Annotated in this window: 13 protein-coding genes; 6 read left to right on the plus strand and 7 right to left on the minus strand. The window is 48.3% G+C overall.

The genetic code is table 11. From position 1 onward, the window contains the following. Positions 1-6: 6 nt before the first annotated feature. Complete coding sequence (locus WBG78_RS10350) at positions 7-348, minus strand: DUF1801 domain-containing protein (RefSeq protein ID WP_337326348.1); 342 nt, start codon at positions 346-348, stop codon at positions 7-9. Positions 349-409: 61 nt separating this feature from the next. Here WBG78_RS10350 and WBG78_RS10355 point away from each other — a divergent pair, with 61 nt between their 5' ends. Next, positions 410-559, plus strand: a complete 150-nt coding sequence (locus WBG78_RS10355) for a hypothetical protein (protein WP_337326349.1) — start codon at positions 410-412, stop codon at positions 557-559. Positions 560-587: 28 nt separating this feature from the next. On the opposite strand, the gene WBG78_RS10360 is transcribed toward WBG78_RS10355, so the two are convergent. The 3 genes from WBG78_RS10360 to WBG78_RS10370 are packed head-to-tail and all read right to left on the minus strand — an operon-like array spanning position 588 to position 2785. Further along, positions 588-1418 carry a glucosaminidase domain-containing protein gene (locus WBG78_RS10360; RefSeq protein ID WP_337326350.1) on the minus strand — a complete coding sequence of 277 codons (831 nt, stop codon included), beginning with the start codon at positions 1416-1418 and terminating at the stop codon, positions 588-590. A gap of 27 nt (positions 1419-1445) precedes the next feature. After that, complete coding sequence (locus WBG78_RS10365) at positions 1446-2171, minus strand: hypothetical protein (RefSeq protein WP_337326351.1); 726 nt, start codon at positions 2169-2171, stop codon at positions 1446-1448. A gap of 29 nt (positions 2172-2200) precedes the next feature. Continuing rightward, complete coding sequence (locus WBG78_RS10370; RefSeq protein WP_337326352.1) at positions 2201-2785, minus strand: GNAT family N-acetyltransferase; 585 nt, start codon at positions 2783-2785, stop codon at positions 2201-2203. A 356-nt stretch (positions 2786-3141) separates the two neighbouring features. Here WBG78_RS10370 and WBG78_RS10375 point away from each other — a divergent pair, with 356 nt between their 5' ends. The 3 genes from WBG78_RS10375 (at position 3142) to hrpB (ending at position 9056) form a co-directional block, all read left to right on the plus strand. Then, positions 3142-5559 carry an ABC transporter permease gene (locus tag WBG78_RS10375; protein ID WP_337326353.1) on the plus strand — a complete coding sequence of 806 codons (2418 nt, stop codon included), beginning with the start codon at positions 3142-3144 and terminating at the stop codon, positions 5557-5559. A 172-nt stretch (positions 5560-5731) separates the two neighbouring features. Next, positions 5732-6481: a GIN domain-containing protein gene (locus WBG78_RS10380; protein ID WP_337326354.1), complete on the plus strand. Its 750-nt coding sequence runs from the start codon at positions 5732-5734 to the stop codon at positions 6479-6481. Positions 6482-6581: 100 nt separating this feature from the next. Then, complete coding sequence (hrpB, locus tag WBG78_RS10385; RefSeq protein ID WP_337326355.1) at positions 6582-9056, plus strand: ATP-dependent helicase HrpB; 2475 nt, start codon at positions 6582-6584, stop codon at positions 9054-9056. Between the two features lie 114 nt (positions 9057-9170). On the opposite strand, the gene WBG78_RS10390 is transcribed toward hrpB, so the two are convergent. Both WBG78_RS10390 and WBG78_RS10395 read right to left on the minus strand, forming a co-directional pair. Next, on the minus strand, positions 9171-9842 hold the full coding sequence (locus WBG78_RS10390) for a uracil-DNA glycosylase family protein (protein ID WP_337326356.1): 672 nt from the start codon (positions 9840-9842) through the stop codon (positions 9171-9173). 13 nt (positions 9843-9855) lie between these two features. Further along, a complete protein-coding gene (locus tag WBG78_RS10395; RefSeq protein ID WP_337326357.1) occupies positions 9856-11859 on the minus strand; it encodes an AAA domain-containing protein in 2004 nt (667 codons plus the stop codon). A gap of 57 nt (positions 11860-11916) precedes the next feature. On the opposite strand from WBG78_RS10395, the gene WBG78_RS10400 reads away from it, so the two are divergent. Further along, a complete protein-coding gene (locus WBG78_RS10400; protein WP_337326358.1) occupies positions 11917-13524 on the plus strand; it encodes an N-acyl-D-amino-acid deacylase family protein in 1608 nt (535 codons plus the stop codon). 2 nt (positions 13525-13526) lie between these two features. Here WBG78_RS10400 and WBG78_RS10405 read toward each other — a convergent pair whose 3' ends face one another. Further along, positions 13527-15848, minus strand: a complete 2322-nt coding sequence (locus WBG78_RS10405) for a patatin-like phospholipase family protein (RefSeq protein WP_337326359.1) — start codon at positions 15846-15848, stop codon at positions 13527-13529. A gap of 162 nt (positions 15849-16010) precedes the next feature. Here WBG78_RS10405 and WBG78_RS10410 point away from each other — a divergent pair, with 162 nt between their 5' ends. After that, a complete protein-coding gene (locus WBG78_RS10410; RefSeq protein ID WP_337326360.1) occupies positions 16011-19253 on the plus strand; it encodes a UvrD-helicase domain-containing protein in 3243 nt (1080 codons plus the stop codon). The last annotated feature ends 51 nt before the right edge of the window (positions 19254-19304 follow it).

Consider the following 19304-nt stretch of genomic DNA (forward strand, 5'->3'; position numbering starts at 1 on the left):
AGGTACTTAAATCCCCATCGCTGCAGTGAGAATTCGCCTGATCTTGCGAACCGGTATGTCGCGACCGGGATCGATCAAAAGAATTTTCATTCTCGCCCGCTTCTCCTGTATGAGATCCGGGTCATTCACGAGTTTTCCATTGACTATTCCAAGATAAGGCACTGGTTCATTTCGTCTGATCCATAGATAGCAAAACATCTTCCCCTTGTACATAAACATTGGCATCCGGTACTTCCATGCCTCAACTATTTCCGAATCGTGTTTGAGAATGATATCACGCATGCCGAGCAAACAGCTGCGTATGGGTTCGGGCTGTTTGTGGTAGTACTCTGAGATTTCGCGCATCATGGCACTTGAATTGTCTGGTGATCACCGCAGCGTGTCTACAATTATCGCTAATTTGATAAACATGAAGAAGGCTACATTCAGGATCCTGGCGCGGATAAATAAGTTTCTGTTGCCCCGATACAGCAAGCGCGACATTAACAGGCTATCAAAGATTGACAAGGTGCTGGTTGCCTACCGGTATTGGGTAACGACAAATGCGCTGGATGGTTAAGAGCGGTTACAATGCCTAAAGGAGAATTCTAGCGCTCGAAAAGATAGTCAGGATCAAGTTCCATCTGGTCATAGCGGGTAAGATCATTCTGCTGAATCATCATCTTAAGCTGGCGCGTATATCCACCCCGTCGTTCGGAAAAATTTCTAAGGTAAGGTACCAGGGCAAATGGATCGGAAGTGTGATGGCGCGCCGCGCGCAGACCTTTGAATGCGCCGGAGGTAGACAGCATTTCAAAATAGCTAATGATAGATTCGGACATGTTGTTGTACGATCGAAGCCAGATGGTACGTTTGCCGCGCATCTCTCCTGCTGCTATCCGGGGTTCTGCCGGATTAAAGGACCAGATTCCAAAGAGGTTATTACCCTCCAGGAAAAATCGCGACTGCCCCCAGCCGCTTTCTACTGCCGCCTGTGCCAGCACAACTGAGGTGGGCAACGTACCAACCTTCTGAAGCAATTCCTTCAGGTCGGTGGTTTTGAACCGTTCACACGCATTACGAAACACCACGCTGTCTTTGTGATTCCAGGACCGCTTCCCTTCAAGCCTGATTAATTGCATGCGAATCATCGATAGCTCGTGCTTTGCCACCAGCACTGCTGGCAACACAGCGCTAATGAAAGTCTTCTTGGCGTCGTCAGTAGGAAGCGTTGATAAACCGGAAAGGTTTGTATAAAGCATCGGGCGAACATAAGGCTCCGATACAGGCAGCACCTGACTGATATCGGTGATGCGCACGGACTGCGTGCGAACGCCGTAAGTATAGCCCGCGAGAAATTTGTCCGACAGGAAGAGCAGGGTTAGCCCTATGGCTACTGTCAGATAAGGAAGCAGACGGTTAATGTATGAGATAAACATTCCTGAAGGCACCAGAAAAAAATGAGATCACGGCGATTCAAAAGTCTTGTTGTCAATCATCTCATTGATTTCAATATCAGTTACCGTGATTGTCAGTATCTGCTGCGCGTCTGACTCACAAACTGTTTTGAAGGGAAACTGAACGCCAGCCACGTCGCGATAATCACTGTAGTAGATGTTGAGTACCGCTCCACCCAATTCAGGGTTCTTCGCCTTAGCCTCCTTCATCAACAATGAGTACGATTGCTGATCAAAATAATACTTCTCAGTTTCTCCGGACTTACGGGTCAGGACGATCACGAAGCATTTTCGGTCAATCACCGAATCTTCGCCATGAAGTGAAATGGTATGTCCCTTGGCCTTATAGTTTATAAAAACGTTTTCCAATTCAACGTCGGCTTCGTTGGCCATAGCACGAGCCTCTTTTCCAGCAAGGCGGGTCGGTTTCGTTTCATTCTTGAAGGCATCAATCTTCCAGCCTTTCCCCGATGAGTAGGCCTGTGCATAGTATTTTCCATTGAACGGCACCACCAGTTTGTAACTATCGGGAATGCGAGCATAAGTTGTAAATGGGAAAGGCATTCCACCATAGTTGTATTCACCATGTGAAGTAATTGTTGCTATCGTCTTCCAGTTCTTCACTCCCCCCGTGAACGAAATATATTTCATCACAATGTCATCAGCAGTTTGTGCATCGACGGCAAATGGAATTATGAGGAATGCCATCACTACAATAAGATTTCTCGATTTCATAAGTTTCATATCAAAGTATTCTCAGTCAGTCATGATGCAAAATCCCGAAGAACGATGTGCCACGTGACACCATTAGGTGCCACATATTCCCGAACGGTCCGGAAGCCGACGCGACTATGTGCGCGCAACGATCTGGTATTCTTTGCATCGATTTCTGTAATTATATATTCATATCGCGACTTAAAGGTTTGCGCATAATGTTCGTAGATCCTGTCAAAAATACCTGTGCCCCTAAATGTCTTATCCACGCAGGCTTGTCCAACGACAATGTAAGTGGAGACTGCAAGCGGTTTGTTATTGTGAACAATTGAATCAATTACATTGAACATAGGAACAAGTATCGGAATATCATGACGGGACGCGCGGGTCATTGCAAGGAGATAAGCCACGACCCGGTCGTTATGAACAGCAATAACATGCCGTTCAATTGAATTCATCTTCTGCAAATCCTCCATGGAATGCTGGACAGTTACAAAACCCTGACTTAAAACTTCATGATCTCCCAGATTTTTGGCCAGGTTTCTTTGTTGCAGTTCAAGAATCCCCTGAAGATGTTGGTGACTAGTGGCCGAGGTGTATTCTACATGCCTATCCTGTGTGTCGATTACAGTCATAAGGAAAACGGGAATCGTTATGGATTTCGTATTCAATTATCAGTACAAATAATATATCGGAGTTAGCTCAACAGCAATGGCGCTGTCTAACGGATAGGATATCCGCTTCCCGCCTTTTGAGTTGCTGCTATCGCTCATGATTTATTCATTAAGAACGTGTTCCGGGACCAGCCGGGAAACGGACGGTGCCTGGGCTTCCTGGTAAAAGCGTGCACCGTGCGATATCGATCATTCCGTTCATTGAATAATTCAAATAACTAAAACGTCCGGATGGCTACCAACTTTTACCGCAAATTCACGAAAATTGTAGTCGCCCTTGTGTTACCCCATAGACATACCCGGGGCTTTGTTTAGTAATGCTGCAGAACTACCTGAAAATCGCTCTTCGCTTCATGCTGCGGCAAAAGGGGTTCTCCGTGATTAATCTTTCCGGACTAACCATCGGCATAACCTGTAGTCTCCTGATCGTATTATTCATCCAGGACGAGCTGAACTACGAAAACTTTCAGCGGGATCGCGACCGTACCTACCGCCTTGGGTTCCGGGGTAAACTGGAGGGCAAGGAATTGAATAGTGCGCAAACGGGGACGCCGGTGTCTAAGGCATTGCAAAAGGATATTCCTCAAATTGAAAGCACCCTTCGAATCGCAAGCTGGGCAACTTTTCCGGTTCGCTACCAGGACAAGGCTTACACGGAAGAAAAAATGCTTCTTGCAGACTCTAATTTCTTCAACTTCTTTACGTTTAAGCTGATTCAGGGCCACCCCGACTCTGTACTAAATCAGAGTGGAAAAGTCGTCCTCACCCAGTCAACGGCGAATAAATACTTTGGCTATGACGGGAAGGGTGAAAGCCCCGTGGGCAAGGTCCTTATGCTGGCGCAGGGCTATCCTGTAACCATCAGTGGCATTGCAGCTGATCCTCCCAGAAATTCACACTTCAGGTTCACGATGATCCTTTCTTTGAACACCTGGGTCGACGTGCATACAGGCGACTGGATTACGGGGCGAGTGCTTACCTATTTCAAGATCAAGCCCGGGGCTTCGATCGATTCAGTCAATCACGAGTTACCCCGATTTATCGAACATCATCTCAGTCGGGAATTGCATCAGCTCAAGAACATGAGCATGGCCGAGTTCAAATCCCGGGATAATGACCTGGAATTCTTTTCCCAGCCTCTGGCTTCTATTCACCTCAGGTCGCAGCTCAATGACGAAATGGAGGCCAATAGCAACATTCAATATGTTTTCATCTTTGGTTCAGTAGCGGTTCTGATCACATTACTGGCCTGTATCAATTTTATGAATTTGTCGACGGCCCGATCCGCGACCCGGGCAAAGGAGATCGGTGTAAGAAAATCGGTTGGCGCGCAGTATCACCGCCTTATCCTGCAGTTCCTGTTCGAGTCTTATGTCTATGTGATCGGCGCCATGCTGATGTCTCTGTTTCTGGTGATGGTGTTTCTGCCCGTTCTCAACATCGCCACGGCAAAAGATATCCATACTGATAAGCTATTCCATCCCTACTTCATCGCGGGAGCGATTGGGTTCACCTTTATTGTTGGTTTGCTCGCCGGCAGTTATCCGGCATTCTATTTAACACACTTCAATCCGGTTGAAGTTTTGAAGGGCGAATTGCGTGCTAAGCTGCGTAGCTATGGGATCCGGAACGCACTGGTGGTGATCCAGTTTGTGATTTCGACCGTGCTGATCATTGCGACAATGGTCATCTACCTTCAGCTGCAGTATGTGCAGCAGGCAAACATCGGGTTCGATAAAAGCAATATTCTCAACCTGCTTCACACAAAGAACCTTGAGAAGAACGGCAAGGACTTCAAACGGGACCTGATGCAATTTCCCGGCATCAGCTCCGCCAGTTATTGCAACAGACTACCTCCGAATGTTGAGTGGAAGTCAGTGTTTCGCGAGACTGACTCAACGCGAGAGTACTTCATGTCGGTTTACGAGATGGACGCTGATCATCTTGAAACCATGCGGTATTCGATGGTATCGGGCAGATTCTTCTCAGGTGTTACTCAGGCAGATACGATGTCCATTATCCTCAATGAGACGGCGGCAAAGGCCCTTCATATGGAAGACTTTGAGGGTCGCACCATTGAAACCAACTACGACCATGATGGCCGAAAGCGCAAGGTGATAGGCATCATGCGCGATTTTAATTTCCTTTCTTTCCGGGAGCAGGTCCAGCCATTGGCCGTCGTGCTTGGACCAGAACCCAATTGGGAGATGGCGATCCGGATCACCCGGGGAAATGTGGACGATAAGATCTCACTGATCGAATCGTTCTGGAAAAAATATGCTCCTAATGCGCCGTTTGAATACACTTTCCTCGACAAGAATTTCGTGGCGAAGCATAATGCTGAGCAAAGACTCGGCACACTATCGGCTGTGTTTTCCGGGTTAGTAATCTTTATTGCGTGTATCGGTTTGTTCGGACTGGCTGCCTTCACGGCGGACCAGCGGACCAAGGAGATCGGTATTCGAAAAGTCATGGGCGCCAGCGTGAACGACATCGTGATCATGATAAACAAAGACTTCCTGAGGCCTGTAATATTTGCGAACATTGTTGCATGGCCGCTCGCGGGATGGCTGATGTATATTTGGATCCGGCAGTTTGCTTATCACATCAGCTTTCCCTGGTGGGTTTTTGTACTGGCGACTCTGTTGTCTTTGATCATCGCATTCGTTTCCGTAAGTCTTCAATCACGGAAAGCAGCGATCGGTAATCCGGTTGACTCGCTTAGGAACGAATAAAATGTTCACTGCCACATCGTTCAGGATAATAGTAAACGCAACCTTTCGTTACGTATTTCAGTCTTAATACTCAGGACTGTCTCAGAGCTTTGCAGTCCGGCGAAAGATTTTTTTTGAACTCGTAGGGGGACGACACGGATCGGTTGTCTCACTAAAAAAACAAGAAAGACCCATGAAGACCCCATTCAGACTTCTGATCACAGCGATACTGGCCGTTATGTCCGTGGCACCGACGGTGGCACAGGAAATCTCAAAGTCCCTTAAGTCCTTTCGAAAGATTGTAGTTTCACCGCGCATCAATCTGGTCCTCGAAAAGGGGGACGAGGAGGGTATTCGTTTGGTATACGACAATGTGACCCCCGATAAGATCAATATCGACGTGAGCCATCATACTCTGAGGGTATATCTGGATGATGCTAAAGTCGGAGAACGCCAGGAAGTTGTGTCTTCGCACCCCACTGTGAAGCGCAGCATATACCACAATGCAACTGTAACGGCGTATGTGACTTATCGTGAACTTGAGCACCTGGAGATCCGCGGCAATCAGGAAGTTATCTGCAAGAGTCCTATTTCAGCGGAGCGGTTCACATTAAAAGCCTATGGAGAAACCGATATCAAACTGGCCTTAGTAAAAGTAGACTACTTACGCACCAGCCTGTATGGAGTAAATCATCTTCATATTGACGGAGGCAAAGCCGAATTCCAGAAGTACAAGCTGTTTGGCGAAAACAGAATTGACGCAAAGGCATTGAAGTGTTATTCTGCCATTGCCAATTCGTTCGGTGAAAGTCGCCTGAGACTAGCGACGCAAGACAACCTTAAGGTAAATGCGTTTGGCGAATCTCAGATCGAATATTTTGGCGATGCCAGCGTGAACAAAGGGTTAATCTTCGGTGAGACTCAAATCAACAAGCTTAACTAATAGCATTTTTCAAATCGCGAACTGGGGAACAAACATTCGCATGAATTTAGCAGCCACGCCCAAACGCGTGGCTGTTATTTTTAATTCATAATTTGCCGGCATGACCGACGACTATCCCATCAGGGAAGTTATTCCAGATATTAAGCGTCTGCTGGCCGCAAATAACCGTCTCATTCTTCAGGCTCCGCCTGGTGCAGGAAAGAGTACCATTCTTCCATGGAATCTGTTGAATGAATCATGGCTTGAAGGAAAAAAGATCATCATGCTTGAGCCCCGGCGACTTGCCACCAAGTCAGTGGCTGTGCGTATGGCTGAATTGCTTTCAGAAAAGGCCGGGCAAACCATAGGATACCGGATCAGGTTTGAACAAATGATCGGACCTGCGACCCGCTGCGAGGTTGTTACAGAAGGGATTCTCACACGGATGATCCAGGAAGATAATGCTTTGGAAGATGTCGGGCTTGTTGTCTTCGATGAATTTCACGAACGGAGTCTGCATGCCGACCTTGCGTTAGCCCTGTGCTGCGAGGTGCAGCAGATCATCCGGCCCGATCTTAGAATACTGGTGATGTCTGCAACGTTGGACACAGCCAACGTGTCGGCTATGCTAAAGGGTGCCCCAACGATTACCAGCACGGGCAGGCAGTATCCGGTGACAGTTAAATATGTAGCGCAGGAAAAGGACTTGTCTCTTATCGCAGGAGTGACAAGAACGATTCGTCGGGCGCTGACGGAGCAAAGCGGAGACATTCTCGTGTTTCTGCCCGGGGCAGGCGAAATCATGCGTGTAAAGGAGGCCCTGGAACAGGACAACGTGCAGGCTAAAGTTTGCGGACTATTTGGTGCACTGCCGTTTGATCAGCAGCAGGAGGCGATCTTTCCTGACCGCCATGGCAACCGTAAGATCGTTTTAGCAACTTCAATTGCTGAAACATCGCTCACCATTCAGGGCATTACTACGGTCGTTGACTCCGGGTATTCAAGGGTCCCCAGGTTTGATCCACGCAGCGGTCTCACTCGTCTTGATACAGTGCGGGTGACCAAGGATGCTGCCGACCAGCGCGCAGGAAGATCGGGCAGGCTGGGGCCGGGTGTATGCTACCGGATGTGGAACGAACATATGCAGCATATGCTTTTACCTTCGCGACAGCCGGAAATTCTGGAAGCGGACCTTGCCCCTCTCGTCCTTGAACTTCACAACTGGGGCATTCTCAACGCTGAGGCTATTGGCTGGGTAACTCCGCCGCCGGCCGGCACTGTTAATCAGGCTAAAACCTTACTTCAGCAACTCGGAGCAATTGATGATAATGGCATCACGCCACACGGGCGATTGATGTTAAGGCTTCCTTCCCACCCGCGCATATCTCATATGTTGTTGTCCATAGAACGCCTTAGAGCGTTGGCGGTGGACGTTGCCTCACTTCTTGAAGAACGCGATCCACTGGAAAAATCTGCGGGCTCGGATCTCACTCTTCGCGTGGACGCCCTCCGAAAATGGCGGCGTGGCGAAAGAGTGAACGTAGATACGCGTCTGCTGGACCGGATAGAACGTGCTGCTGCGGCCTGGAGGCGTATTCTCGAATGCAAAGTTGATAATGGCAATCCTGTTGACTACGACGTGGGTAGCCTGATCGCCATGGCCTACCCTGAGCGCATAGCCCGTCAGTTTGAAAAATTCAGTCCCCGTTACAAGCTCGCCAACGGTAGGGTGGCAAAGGTTCCCGACCATGATCCGCTCGTTCGCGAACCGTGGCTCGCGATAGCAGATGTCGACAGCGGCCAAAGTGAAGGCCGCATATTCCTGGCTGCAGCCCTTCACGAGAGTGACTTCGTTCACCTTGCATCACCTTCAAATGCTGTGGTGTGGGATTTTGAAAAGGGCGCACTATCGGCCACAACAGAATATCGACTCGGAAACATCGTAGTGAAATCTGAGCCGATGACCAATATCGATGCAAGGCAACGTGTCGCAGCAGTGTGTGCAGCCATTCGATCGGAAGGGCTCCGGATGTTATCCTTTAACGAAACCAATGAACAATGGCGGGCGCGGATTATGAGTCTGCGTGTATGGCGTTCCGACGAGGCATGGCCTGACGTCAGTGATGAGAACTTACTCAATACACTTGAAGAATGGCTGGGCCCGTATCTTGAAAATGTTTCCAGAAAGCAGGACCTCTCAAGACTCGAAATGGGTACCATCCTTGAGGGTATTTTGCCCTGGGAACTTACCAGCAAACTGAATTCCCATGCCCCCGCCCGACTGAACGTACCAAGCGGCAGCGCGATTAAAATTCATTATCACCATGACGGGTCGGCACCGTTTATTGAAGTACGACTTCAGGAGATGTTCGGACTTCAGGATACCCCAACCGTTAATGAAGGTCGCAACGCTGTAGTCGTTCACTTGCTTTCCCCGGGTTATAAACCAGTTCAGGTCACGCAGGATTTAAAAAGCTTCTGGCACTCCGCCTATCACGAAGTAAGAAAGGAAATGCGGCGACGATATCCGAAGCACCATTGGCCGGAAGACCCCTGGACGGCAGAGGCCGTAAGGGGAGTAAAGAAGAGGACCTAGATTGGTATTGAGTTCAGAGACGCTAAGCTATTGTTGATATCGCCGGTTGTTTGAAGTCGATAGAGCTATTGTCCGAGAAACTTATCAGGTGAGAAAACTTACGTTCAGAAGAACTTATTTCAAAGAAAGCTTAGTCACATACTCGTTTATGTAGTTATCAAGCTGCTTACGCCGGTATTGCATAACGAAGCGGGGATGCGCCAGTGGAATAATCTCGTCAAACCATTGATGCTGTTTGTTAAGAGTCGTCAGGAATTTAAAATTCTCTCCCTCGCCAATACAATAGGCTTTAGTACGGTCGACGGGTGCTTTCAATAGTTTCTCCATCGACCGAACTGCAAACGGTGAGATCGCATCCTGCAATTCACGTAAGTCGTAGTAATTAAGATTCTTCCCATTGAAGGTAAACCCCAACGGACTCACTGCTGTAAAATAGTATCGACCGTAAAATGCAGCGGGTCCCCCAAACGCGGCAACAACCCTGTAGATGAAATCAGCTGATAGTTCTGTTCTTTTTCCAAGCTCGTTAGGTATGCCACACAGCTGCGATAACTTCACAGGGTCTGTGAAAGGAATGCCAGTGATACCACCACCATGGCGGCCGGGGTTTATGCCAATGAGGATACGGCGCTCGTTGGTGTCGCAGTAAAACTTTCTGTAAAAGGACTCGCAGATTTCGATGACAATGTCTTCGCGATATGGGTTCAGTACTTCTACACCTTTTGGCAACGTCTTCCCTATGCGTAGCGAAAAGAGTATTTCAAGCACATGGTCAGCAAAGGTCATATCAACATATCACTTAGTACGCCAATTCAAATGCGCTTTTGTAATAGCCTCGCTCCTGAACGTATTCTATCAGGGCGAGATAGAAGGCGTGTGCGCCCAGGGTAGCAGAGTCTCCGACCATGATCAATTTCTTTCTGGCCCTAGTCATGGCGACGTTAGTACGTCTTATATCTCCCAGGAAGCCGACTTCACTTTTATCGTTGCTCCTCACAAAACTGATCGCGATAACATCCCTTTCCTGACCCTGAAAGGCGTCTACTGTATTTACGGCAATATGAGCATGCAAAGGCGTCAATGCTGCAGAAGCATCAATGAGCCCCACGAGTATGTCAACCTGGGCCCTATACGGCGTGATGACTCCCAGCGTCAGGCCTTGTGTCAACCACGTCTCCACACCGACTTCTTCCACAAGCAGTTCAAGCCGTTTGATCAGCAGCTGCGCCTCTTCTTCATTATATCGGCTTAGCGTTTCCGAGTCTTGTTTTTCTGCATAGCCTATGCCGGCCGTGTCAACGAATTCTACCGGCGTTTGATTTACCGCCAGCAACTGAGATCTCACTGAAGCATCTGCTGTAAGTTCGCCTCTGTAGAAATAGTCAGAAGAAAAGCGCATGATGTCCTCGTGCATGCGATACTGGACAGTGAGCATTGATGCCGCGGATGGATGTCGCTCAATAGCTTTTTCGAACAGTGTTTTAGCGAGTCCGTTCCTAGCTGCTTCTGCCGACTTAATCGTTGGTGGCAGCTGCTGATGATCGCCGGCAAGGATTACACGCTGGCACCTGAGCAATGGAATCCAGGTTGCTGGCTCCAGGGCCTGCGCGGCTTCGTCAATAAATGCCGTAGTGTATCGGCGACCCCGGAGCACAGGGTGTGATGATCCAACCAGAGTCGCGCATATAGCCTGTGCGTTTTGAAGAAGGTCGTTGATGATATAAAATTCCAGCACGTCAGCATCGGCTTTCAATGCCTTTGATTCCTGCAGCAGCATCTTTCGCTCCTGCCTTTCGTAATGTCCGAATTGTCGCTTAAACTTGAAGGCCGCGCTTCTCAATTGCTCCATCTTCTTTCGCATCGCCTTCAGTTCCTGATAACTCCCGTGTGCTGCAATGCGAACGTCCAGTGTTTTGCTTAATGATTGTTCAGTCACCCGCGCGGGATGGCCTATTCTAATCACATCTAAACCTTGTTCCGCCAGTTTCTCTACCAAAAGATCTACAGCTGCGTTACTGGGAGCGCAAACCAACACCTGGTGCTCGAGGCGGATGGTTTCGCGAATGGCCTGAACAAGAGTTGTTGTTTTGCCCGTGCCGGGAGGTCCATGTATCAATCCCACGTCGGCGGCGGTCATCACCTGCATAAGCGCCCGGTGCTGACTTTCGTTCAAACCAATGTCATGAAGATTTCCCTTAAACTCCTTTTTGCCTGCATGCGCGCCACCTAACAATATTTCGCGCAATTCCGAAATCCTGTTCTCTTCTGCCTTCATCACCTCACGCAGCGCAAACTCCATTTCGCGATATGACATCTCATCGAACATCACATCAACACCCAGGAGACTGCTTTCCGCCCACTCAGGTAATTCATCGCCATGAAGCGTAATCACCATGACGTTATCACGCACGTAGTTAATGACACCATTTACATGATCGCGTTCAGGCTTACCCCCACCGTTAGAAAAGAAACTAACAGACTTACCACTTTGAAAAGCATGTGGCTGGTCCAGCTGTGATGTCCGCTCGATCTCGATCATTAGCCTTTCGCCTGTGCCGATATAGTCACGTTTGAGTCTTACCGGGTACCATGTTGTTCCTTCTTTTGTACGCTGCTGCAAGGACCGAAGCAGTACCTTTTGCCGGTAGTACTCAAGATCAGCCTGACGCTCCAGAGCGATAAGATCCAGGGTATGTTGAAGCAGTTGTTTCGTCGACGGCATATTGGTCAAAGATAGGTCAGATCCCGGGAATGCCATCGTTTTATCAATACGCCCATTCAATTTCTTCAATTCTTTACTCACGCGGCCTTGACGAATTAGCAACCAAATCTTTACATTATAGTGCGCAATTCGTTTACTATGTACACTATTAAATTCAAGGCTGCCAGATTCAATGTGATAATACTGTTGATGCTGCTTACGTTGCCATTACTCGGTCAGGATTATGATGTTGTCATCTCCGGGGGAAAGATTGTGGACGGCTCGGGCAATTCATGGTTCTATGGGGACATCGGAATCAGAGACGGCAAAGTAGCTGCTATTGGCAATCTCAGCAGTGCTGCAGCAGCGAGGAAAATTGACGCCAGCGGTTTGATTGTCGCACCTGGGTTCATTGATGTTCACACGCATATAGAAACAAATGATTTGATAGTTCCGTCTGCGCCAAATTTTCTCTTCGATGGCGTAACCTCCGTCGTTACTGGAAATTGTGGCGGATCAAACACAGACATTGCTCAATATTTCTCCCGACTTGACAGCGTGAAGATGGGGATCAACGTCGCGACCCTTATTGGTCATAACAGTGTACGGAGAGCGGTCATGGGTGATGCGCAGCGCGATCCAACTTCTGATGAGCAAAGGCAAATGGAAGACCTTGTTGCCAGGGCAATGAAGGAGGGCGCTGTTGGATTGTCAACGGGGTTGATATACGTCCCGGGCACGTATTCCAGGACACCAGAAGTTATTGGATTGGCAAAGGCCGCCGCCAGTTATAATGGTGTCTATGCTTCACACATCCGCGACGAAGGTGATCATGTGACTGAAGCTATCGAAGAAGCTGTCAACATCGGGCGGGTGAATCACATGCCTGTCGAAATCTCTCATTTTAAAGTGACTTACAAACCCAACTGGGGGCGCAGCATAAGTACGATTGAGCAGGTTGAGCGTGCCCGAAAGGACGGTATAGATGTTACGGTTGATCAATATCCATACGTTGCAAGCAGCACCACGCTCAACACGCTGTTGCCTACCTGGGCATTTTCAGGAGGAAGTGATTCATTACAGTTTCGTCTTAAGGATCCGGAGACCAGGAAGCGCATCAAAACCGAGATGCTGAAAATGCTTAAGGGCAAACTGGTAAAAAATTATAGCTACGCCGTTGTGGCGCGCTATGGTGCAGACACGACAATGAACGGTAAGAACATATCAGAAGTAAACATTGCACAGGGAAAGAAAGCTAAGGCTGAAAACGAAGCTGAGACCATTATGGATATGGTAGCTAAGGGCAGCGCCCAGATGGTCTACTTCAGCATGAACGAAGACGATCTTCGAAACATCATGCGTTACCCATTCAACATGTTTGCATCGGATGCGGGTATTATTAAATATGGATCAGGAGTACCACATCCCAGAGGGTATGGTACCAACTCCCGCGTTCTTGGAAGTTATGTACGCGACCAAAAAGTTCTTCGGTTGGAGGAAGCTGTTCGCAGAATGACTTCGCTCCCGGCACAAAAGTTCAAACTTGAAGATCGCGGAATTCTAAAGGAGGGCATGGCAGCGGACGTAGTCGTGTTCGATGAAGCAACTGTCGGTGATCCAAGCACCTTTAGTAAGCCGCATGCTTACTCTACAGGATTTCGATATGTTGTCGTTAACGGGGCGCTGGCTATCGATGATGGAAAAATAACGACGTCCAGAAACGGCCAGGTCCTATTGGGTCCGGGACGTACAAAGCAGCAACAGTGAGCTCATTGCCCGCTGATTTCCGGGTTAGGAACGACAACACCACTTACGCCAAGCAGTTCCTGTAATCTTTTCAATGCGAGCTGATTGTCGTAAGCATTGATGGATGAAATGATGGCAACTTTCTCACGTGAAGTGAGTCGCCAGCTGAGACTAGCCCTGGCGTTATTTTGGCGAATGCTGTCCATCTTCTGAAGAATGGGAACATACATCTCTGCTTCGTATTGAATATCCACCCGCTCTATTGGCCCCTTAAACCAGGTGCGCGCGTGATTGATGACCATGTCGCTATTGATATCCTGAAAGTTTTCAAAATTGTTGTAGACGCTGCTGATAGGTTGGGTAAAGTCGTCGATCAGTGTTTGTCCTGTCTTTTGAACTATGGGATTCAACTTGGGTGAATCCCGGATTGAAACGAAAACGACGCCTGCGGTATTTTCAGCAATCCAATCCCGATACGCGAACATAAATCGCATGGCGTCAGAAAGTCCAAAGTTATCGGATATGCCGGCGTCCATGATTTTGATTGGTGGCTCTGTCGGCAGCGTTGTATTAGGCGTGATGTACGGGAACGTCGCGCTCATACGCAGCGCAGAAAGGAACCTGAGATCGCGGGCGTTGTGCTCGGCAAACAGAGTCTGAAAGTCCATCCCCGATAACTTCGAAAGTTTGTACTCCGGCGATTCAAGGATATCGTAGTTCATGAATGATACAGGTCGTGACGCGATGTATAACTTGCGTCCGTCATTCACAACCGTCGGAGCCAGAATCATCATCGGTATCGTTCCCTGCATCTCGACACTGTCGTATGCGTGCAGCGGCTTATCCATCATGCGGAGAGTAATATGATTTAGCTGCTCTTCGAACGTGTAAGCACGATCGCGATGATAAAGATTTCCGTTGTATCTAAATTTGGTGAGCGAGACGAAGAAGTCGTTAGCGAGAAGACTAAAGATCAAGGGATTTAAATTGTCCGTTGCAATCTGTTGCTGATGCGATCGTGAGTACGGCCTGGTGTTTTCGCCGAGTATGTCGCGCAGCTTCAACTCCCGAAAGAAACTGGCGCCGATCAATCCTCCGGACGCGCCAGTGATAAGAATGCTGTTCTTCATCAGCGCGCCCCGTGTAAGGCTGTCTGCCGCCTGAAGCGTTGTTAATGTCCAAAGCGCAGCCCGCTTTCCGCCGCCGCTCGCACAAAGAAAAACGATCCTCGGCTTCTCGTCAGCGGAGAACTTCTTTCTCCAATTTTGCAGCATCACCAACCCGGCCTTACGATCTCTTTCGATGTGGGTCGAATCATTTAAACCCTGCAATGCTGATATCGAATACTCGGCGTAGGGCCTGGTATAACTTATGCCAAAAGCTTCATAGCGTCTTGTGAAATATTCTTCTCCGATGAGGTAGTTGAAGACCAGAAATATCACCAGGGCAGCCGTTGCAGACCATCCCCCAAACCAATAGGTGAATGCTCCAGCCATCATCACGAAGATGGTGAGGAAAATAATAAAGCTGGCGGCAGCCGGTAGCTGAAAGGCAGGCGAATCTTTAAAGATGCCGAGCAGGAGAACAAACAGAAAAATGAACAGCTCAATGATCACCAGGTTGAAATGGTTCTGATCAAAGACCTGTATGATTGTAGCTTTATCGTAGAAGCTGGAGTCTTCGACCGGCTTCACCTTTAAGTCGTAGTCAACGTAGTAGTCAACCCGAATTTGTTTTTTTCGGGCAATGTCCAGCTTCTTCATGGCGCTGACACGGGTAACCTTTACCTTTTGCTTCAGCTTCTCGTCAATCTGGCACACCACGTACTTAAAGATGTCATTGTTTGTCGTCCAGAAATACACGAAGAAGATTGCAGACATGATCAGGAAGCCGAGGAGCAATCCCGAAAGATTTAGAAGCAAACCTGGTATTGTACTAAACTCGTTGTTGATCTGAAACTTTACAATTTCTGCGATGTAGACAATCAGAAATCCCAGCGGTATGACGCTGTTATTAATGAAGAACTTCGTAAAGGGTTTCCTCAGTGCGCCAATGAAAGAGAATCGATGGCCATCAATGATGTAACAAGTGATGTGAAAGGCCATGATAAAACCACCCAGCACGGTACCCATAATAAAGAAGCTTCGGAAGCCGACGCTGTTCTGATACTCCGGGTCCAGAAACAAATATGGAATGCCCAAATATTTCCCGAAGCTGCCGGTGATCATCGCAAACAACACTACCCAACACAACATGAGGATGTGATTGCGCTGAATGTTGTTAAGAAACAGCTGGACGGGAAACGAAAAAGCAATCTTGGGTGCTAGAAAATACAGTTTCCGCATAAAAAAATCTCCTCAATTTAAACAAAATCAATGGTCTTCCCTCGTCGGGCGACCGGTCCCTGGACCATTTATAGAATTTTACGGCATGGTCTTCGGAACCTGCTGAATTCGTAGCTATTCCGTCGGTTTCCCTATGTTTGCACAAATGCATCCGCAAGCAAATTGAATCCGGCATTCTCGATATATCGTTCGTCCGCAGGCTCAGGCAAGACGCGCACGCTTGCGAAAACATATCTGCTTTTGGCTTTGCGTTATCGCGCCGAGTATTTCAAGCATATACTGGCCGTTACTTTTACAAACAAGTCGACCCAGGAGATGAAAGATCGGATCCTGGCTTACCTGGACGACTTTGCGAAGGGTTCGACAAATGAATTGGCCCTGGAGCTGCAGACGGAACTCAACCTTGACGCCTCTACTTTTCAGCAGTATGCTCAGGATGCGCAGGCAGCCATCCTGCACAAGTACGATCGTTTTGCTATCAGCACAATTGATGCCTTCTTTCAGAAAGTGATCCGCTCTTTTACGAGAGAGGCAGGACTTGTCGGCGACTATCGGCTGGAAGTGGAACAGGACGTGATCCTGGAGGAAGTAATCGACAATCTCATCGATGAACTGGGGCTGAATAAAGACTTGACTGACTGGGTAGTGGAATTCGCCAAAGAGAACCTGGAGAATGATCGTGCCTGGGATGTACGATCAAGCTTACTCGATTTCGCTCAGCAAATATTCCGCGAAGAGTTCAAGGCTATCGACTCAGAGCTGTTGCGAACAACTGCCGACCGAAGTTATTTCTCCAACCTTAAGGGAATTTTACAGAAAGAAAAAAACAACTTCCTGGCTAGGGGACAAAAGCTGGCCGATGAAGTACTGAAGACAATCTCCGACGAGGGCTGGACTGCTTCAGACTTTTCTTTTGGACAAAACTCAGGCTTATTCACATTTCTGAAGGGCTTCACTGATGCCAGGGAAGTTAAGTCTGTGAAAGAACCAACTCCACGCATTCGAACTGTATTTACTGTTGCTGAAAAATGGCCGATTAAATCTGCGTCCAATCCATCGAAAATAGTCACTGTAGCGAGGCGCGAATTTGTTCCCCGTATCGAAGCGCTGATAGAGCTATACGACAATGAATACAGTGTTGCACTAACCTCTGAACTGTTGTTGCAGAACCTGTATGTATTCGGTCTAATTGCCGACATATCCCGAAAGCTTGCCGAATACAAGGACGAAAATAACATGATGCTTCTGGCTGACGCCCCGAAGTTCTTACATGGTGTAATCCAGGACAGTGACACGCCCTACGTGTATGAAAAGGTGGGGTCGTTCTACAGGAATTATCTCATCGATGAGTTTCAGGACACCTCGTACATGCAATGGAAGAACTTTCTGCCGCTGGTGAGTAATGGCCTGGACCAGGGTTATGCGAGCATGGTTGTGGGAGACGTTAAGCAGGCGATTTACCGGTGGCGGGGAGGCGATCTGAAACTTCTTCAGGAAACTGTGGGTCAACACGTGGGTGGTGAGCGTACCCGATCGGAATATTTGAATACGAACTATCGAAGTGCTTCCAATATCGTGTTGTTCAATAACAGGGTATTTAACAAAGCGGCGGCAGTGGCTGCGCTAGAAACCGGCAGTTCACTTTCCATCGATGCTTATCGCGACGTGGAGCAGCATGTAGCCCGAAAGGCAGAAGGATATGTGAACATAAAGTTTCTGCTGGATTCCGAGGAGAAGAAGTGGAAGGAAGCAGCCATGGATCGCATCCCGGAACAGCTTGAAATGCTGCAGGCAAATGGTGTGTCACTACGGGATATTGCCATACTTGTAAGACGCAATGACGAAGGTCAGCAGATTGTTGCCAGCCTTCTCAAGTACCGCGATGAAGGAAGAGTAAAGCCGGGCTTTTCTTATGAAGTAGTCTCCAACGAATCGCTATGGCTCGATGGTGCATCTTCAGTTAATCTGTTGCTGGCAGCCATGCGTTATTTGTTGAATCCTGAAGATGCCATTGCGCGTGCGCAATTATCTTATGAATTCGCCCGACAACATGCTCCAGACCGACCGTTGGAAGAAGTATTCAGTGTTTCGCGTCAGGCGATTTTCGAGGGGCTACTGCCGCCAGCTTTCGCGCAGGAAAAGGGTACACTAAAGAAGTTGCCGCTGATCGAACTTACTGAGACGCTCATCAGGATATTCAAGCTGAGTGAGAACCAGGGTGAGATTGCTTACTTGCTCGCGTTTCAGAATCTGGTATTGGAGTTTTATAGCCGTGAGCGCAATGACCTCGCTGCATTCCTGGAATGGTGGCAGGATGTACGTCACAAAAGGTCTGTTCAGTTGCCGGCAGAAATCAATGCCGTACAAATCCTCACTGTGCACAAGTCAAAAGGACTGCAGTTTAAATATGTCATTATACCGTTCTGCGCCTGGTCGCTCGACCATGACAATTTTCAGTCCCCTACTCTTTGGGTAAAGACGGATGAGCAGCCTTTCGATAGCCTTGGCTATATGCCCATCAGGTATTCGAGTGCATTGAATCAAACTGTGTTTGCCAAAGATTATGAAGAGGAACGGACACGTGCCTATCTGGATAACCTCAATTTACTTTACGTTGCTCTTACGAGGGCAGAGCAGGGACTGATCGTTACGGCGCCGCATCCATCAAACCGCTCGCAGAAGAAGTCAGTGGCATCCATGCTTCACACGAGTATATCAACGAGTTTTGATTCTGATCAGGGATGGAACGATCTCACGGACGAACTGCGGCTGGGCACTGTTGCTCCGTCCGAAAATGGTCCGGTCAAATTACAAAATTCTGTACAACTGAAGGGCTATCCAACGTATCCGTGGCGCGACAGGCTTGTTATTAAGAAGAGGGGAAGTTCTTATTTTGAAGACACTGATGAACTGCAAAAGGCAGGCATTGCGTATGGAATTCATATTCATGCTGTCCTTTCGCGCATTCGCTATGCCTCGGAAATGCACGATGTGATCGCTAAGCTGGTCATCGAAGGTTTCATCTCCCATGATCAGGCAACTGATTTGCTTCCTGCTCTTGATGAGCTTTTTTCGTTACCTAAGGTTGCCTCGTGGTTTACCGACGATTGGGAAGTACGGACCGAATCGCCCATCCTGCTTCCTTCAGGTGCCGAGAATCGGATAGACCGACTGTTGCTCAAGAATCGCCAGGCGATTGTCATCGACTTCAAGACTGGAAGTCCATCGCGGCATGATCAGCAACAAGTGCAGGAGTATGTTGACGTCCTGAGAAAAATGAACTATGTCGACGTTGAGGGCTATCTTCTCTATCTGAAATCAAAGGAAATCGTTCAGGTCCAAAACGGAAAGCCTAAGGCCGCTACCAAAATCAAGGATCAAAATCAGTTGGGGCTTGGCTTCTGACAGGCTGGTTTACCGTACCACGTGTAGGTGTAGACGCAATGCATTGCGTCT

This window comes from Chryseolinea sp. T2, assembly GCF_037203685.1.
Lineage (GTDB): Bacteria > Bacteroidota > Bacteroidia > Cytophagales > Cyclobacteriaceae > Chryseolinea.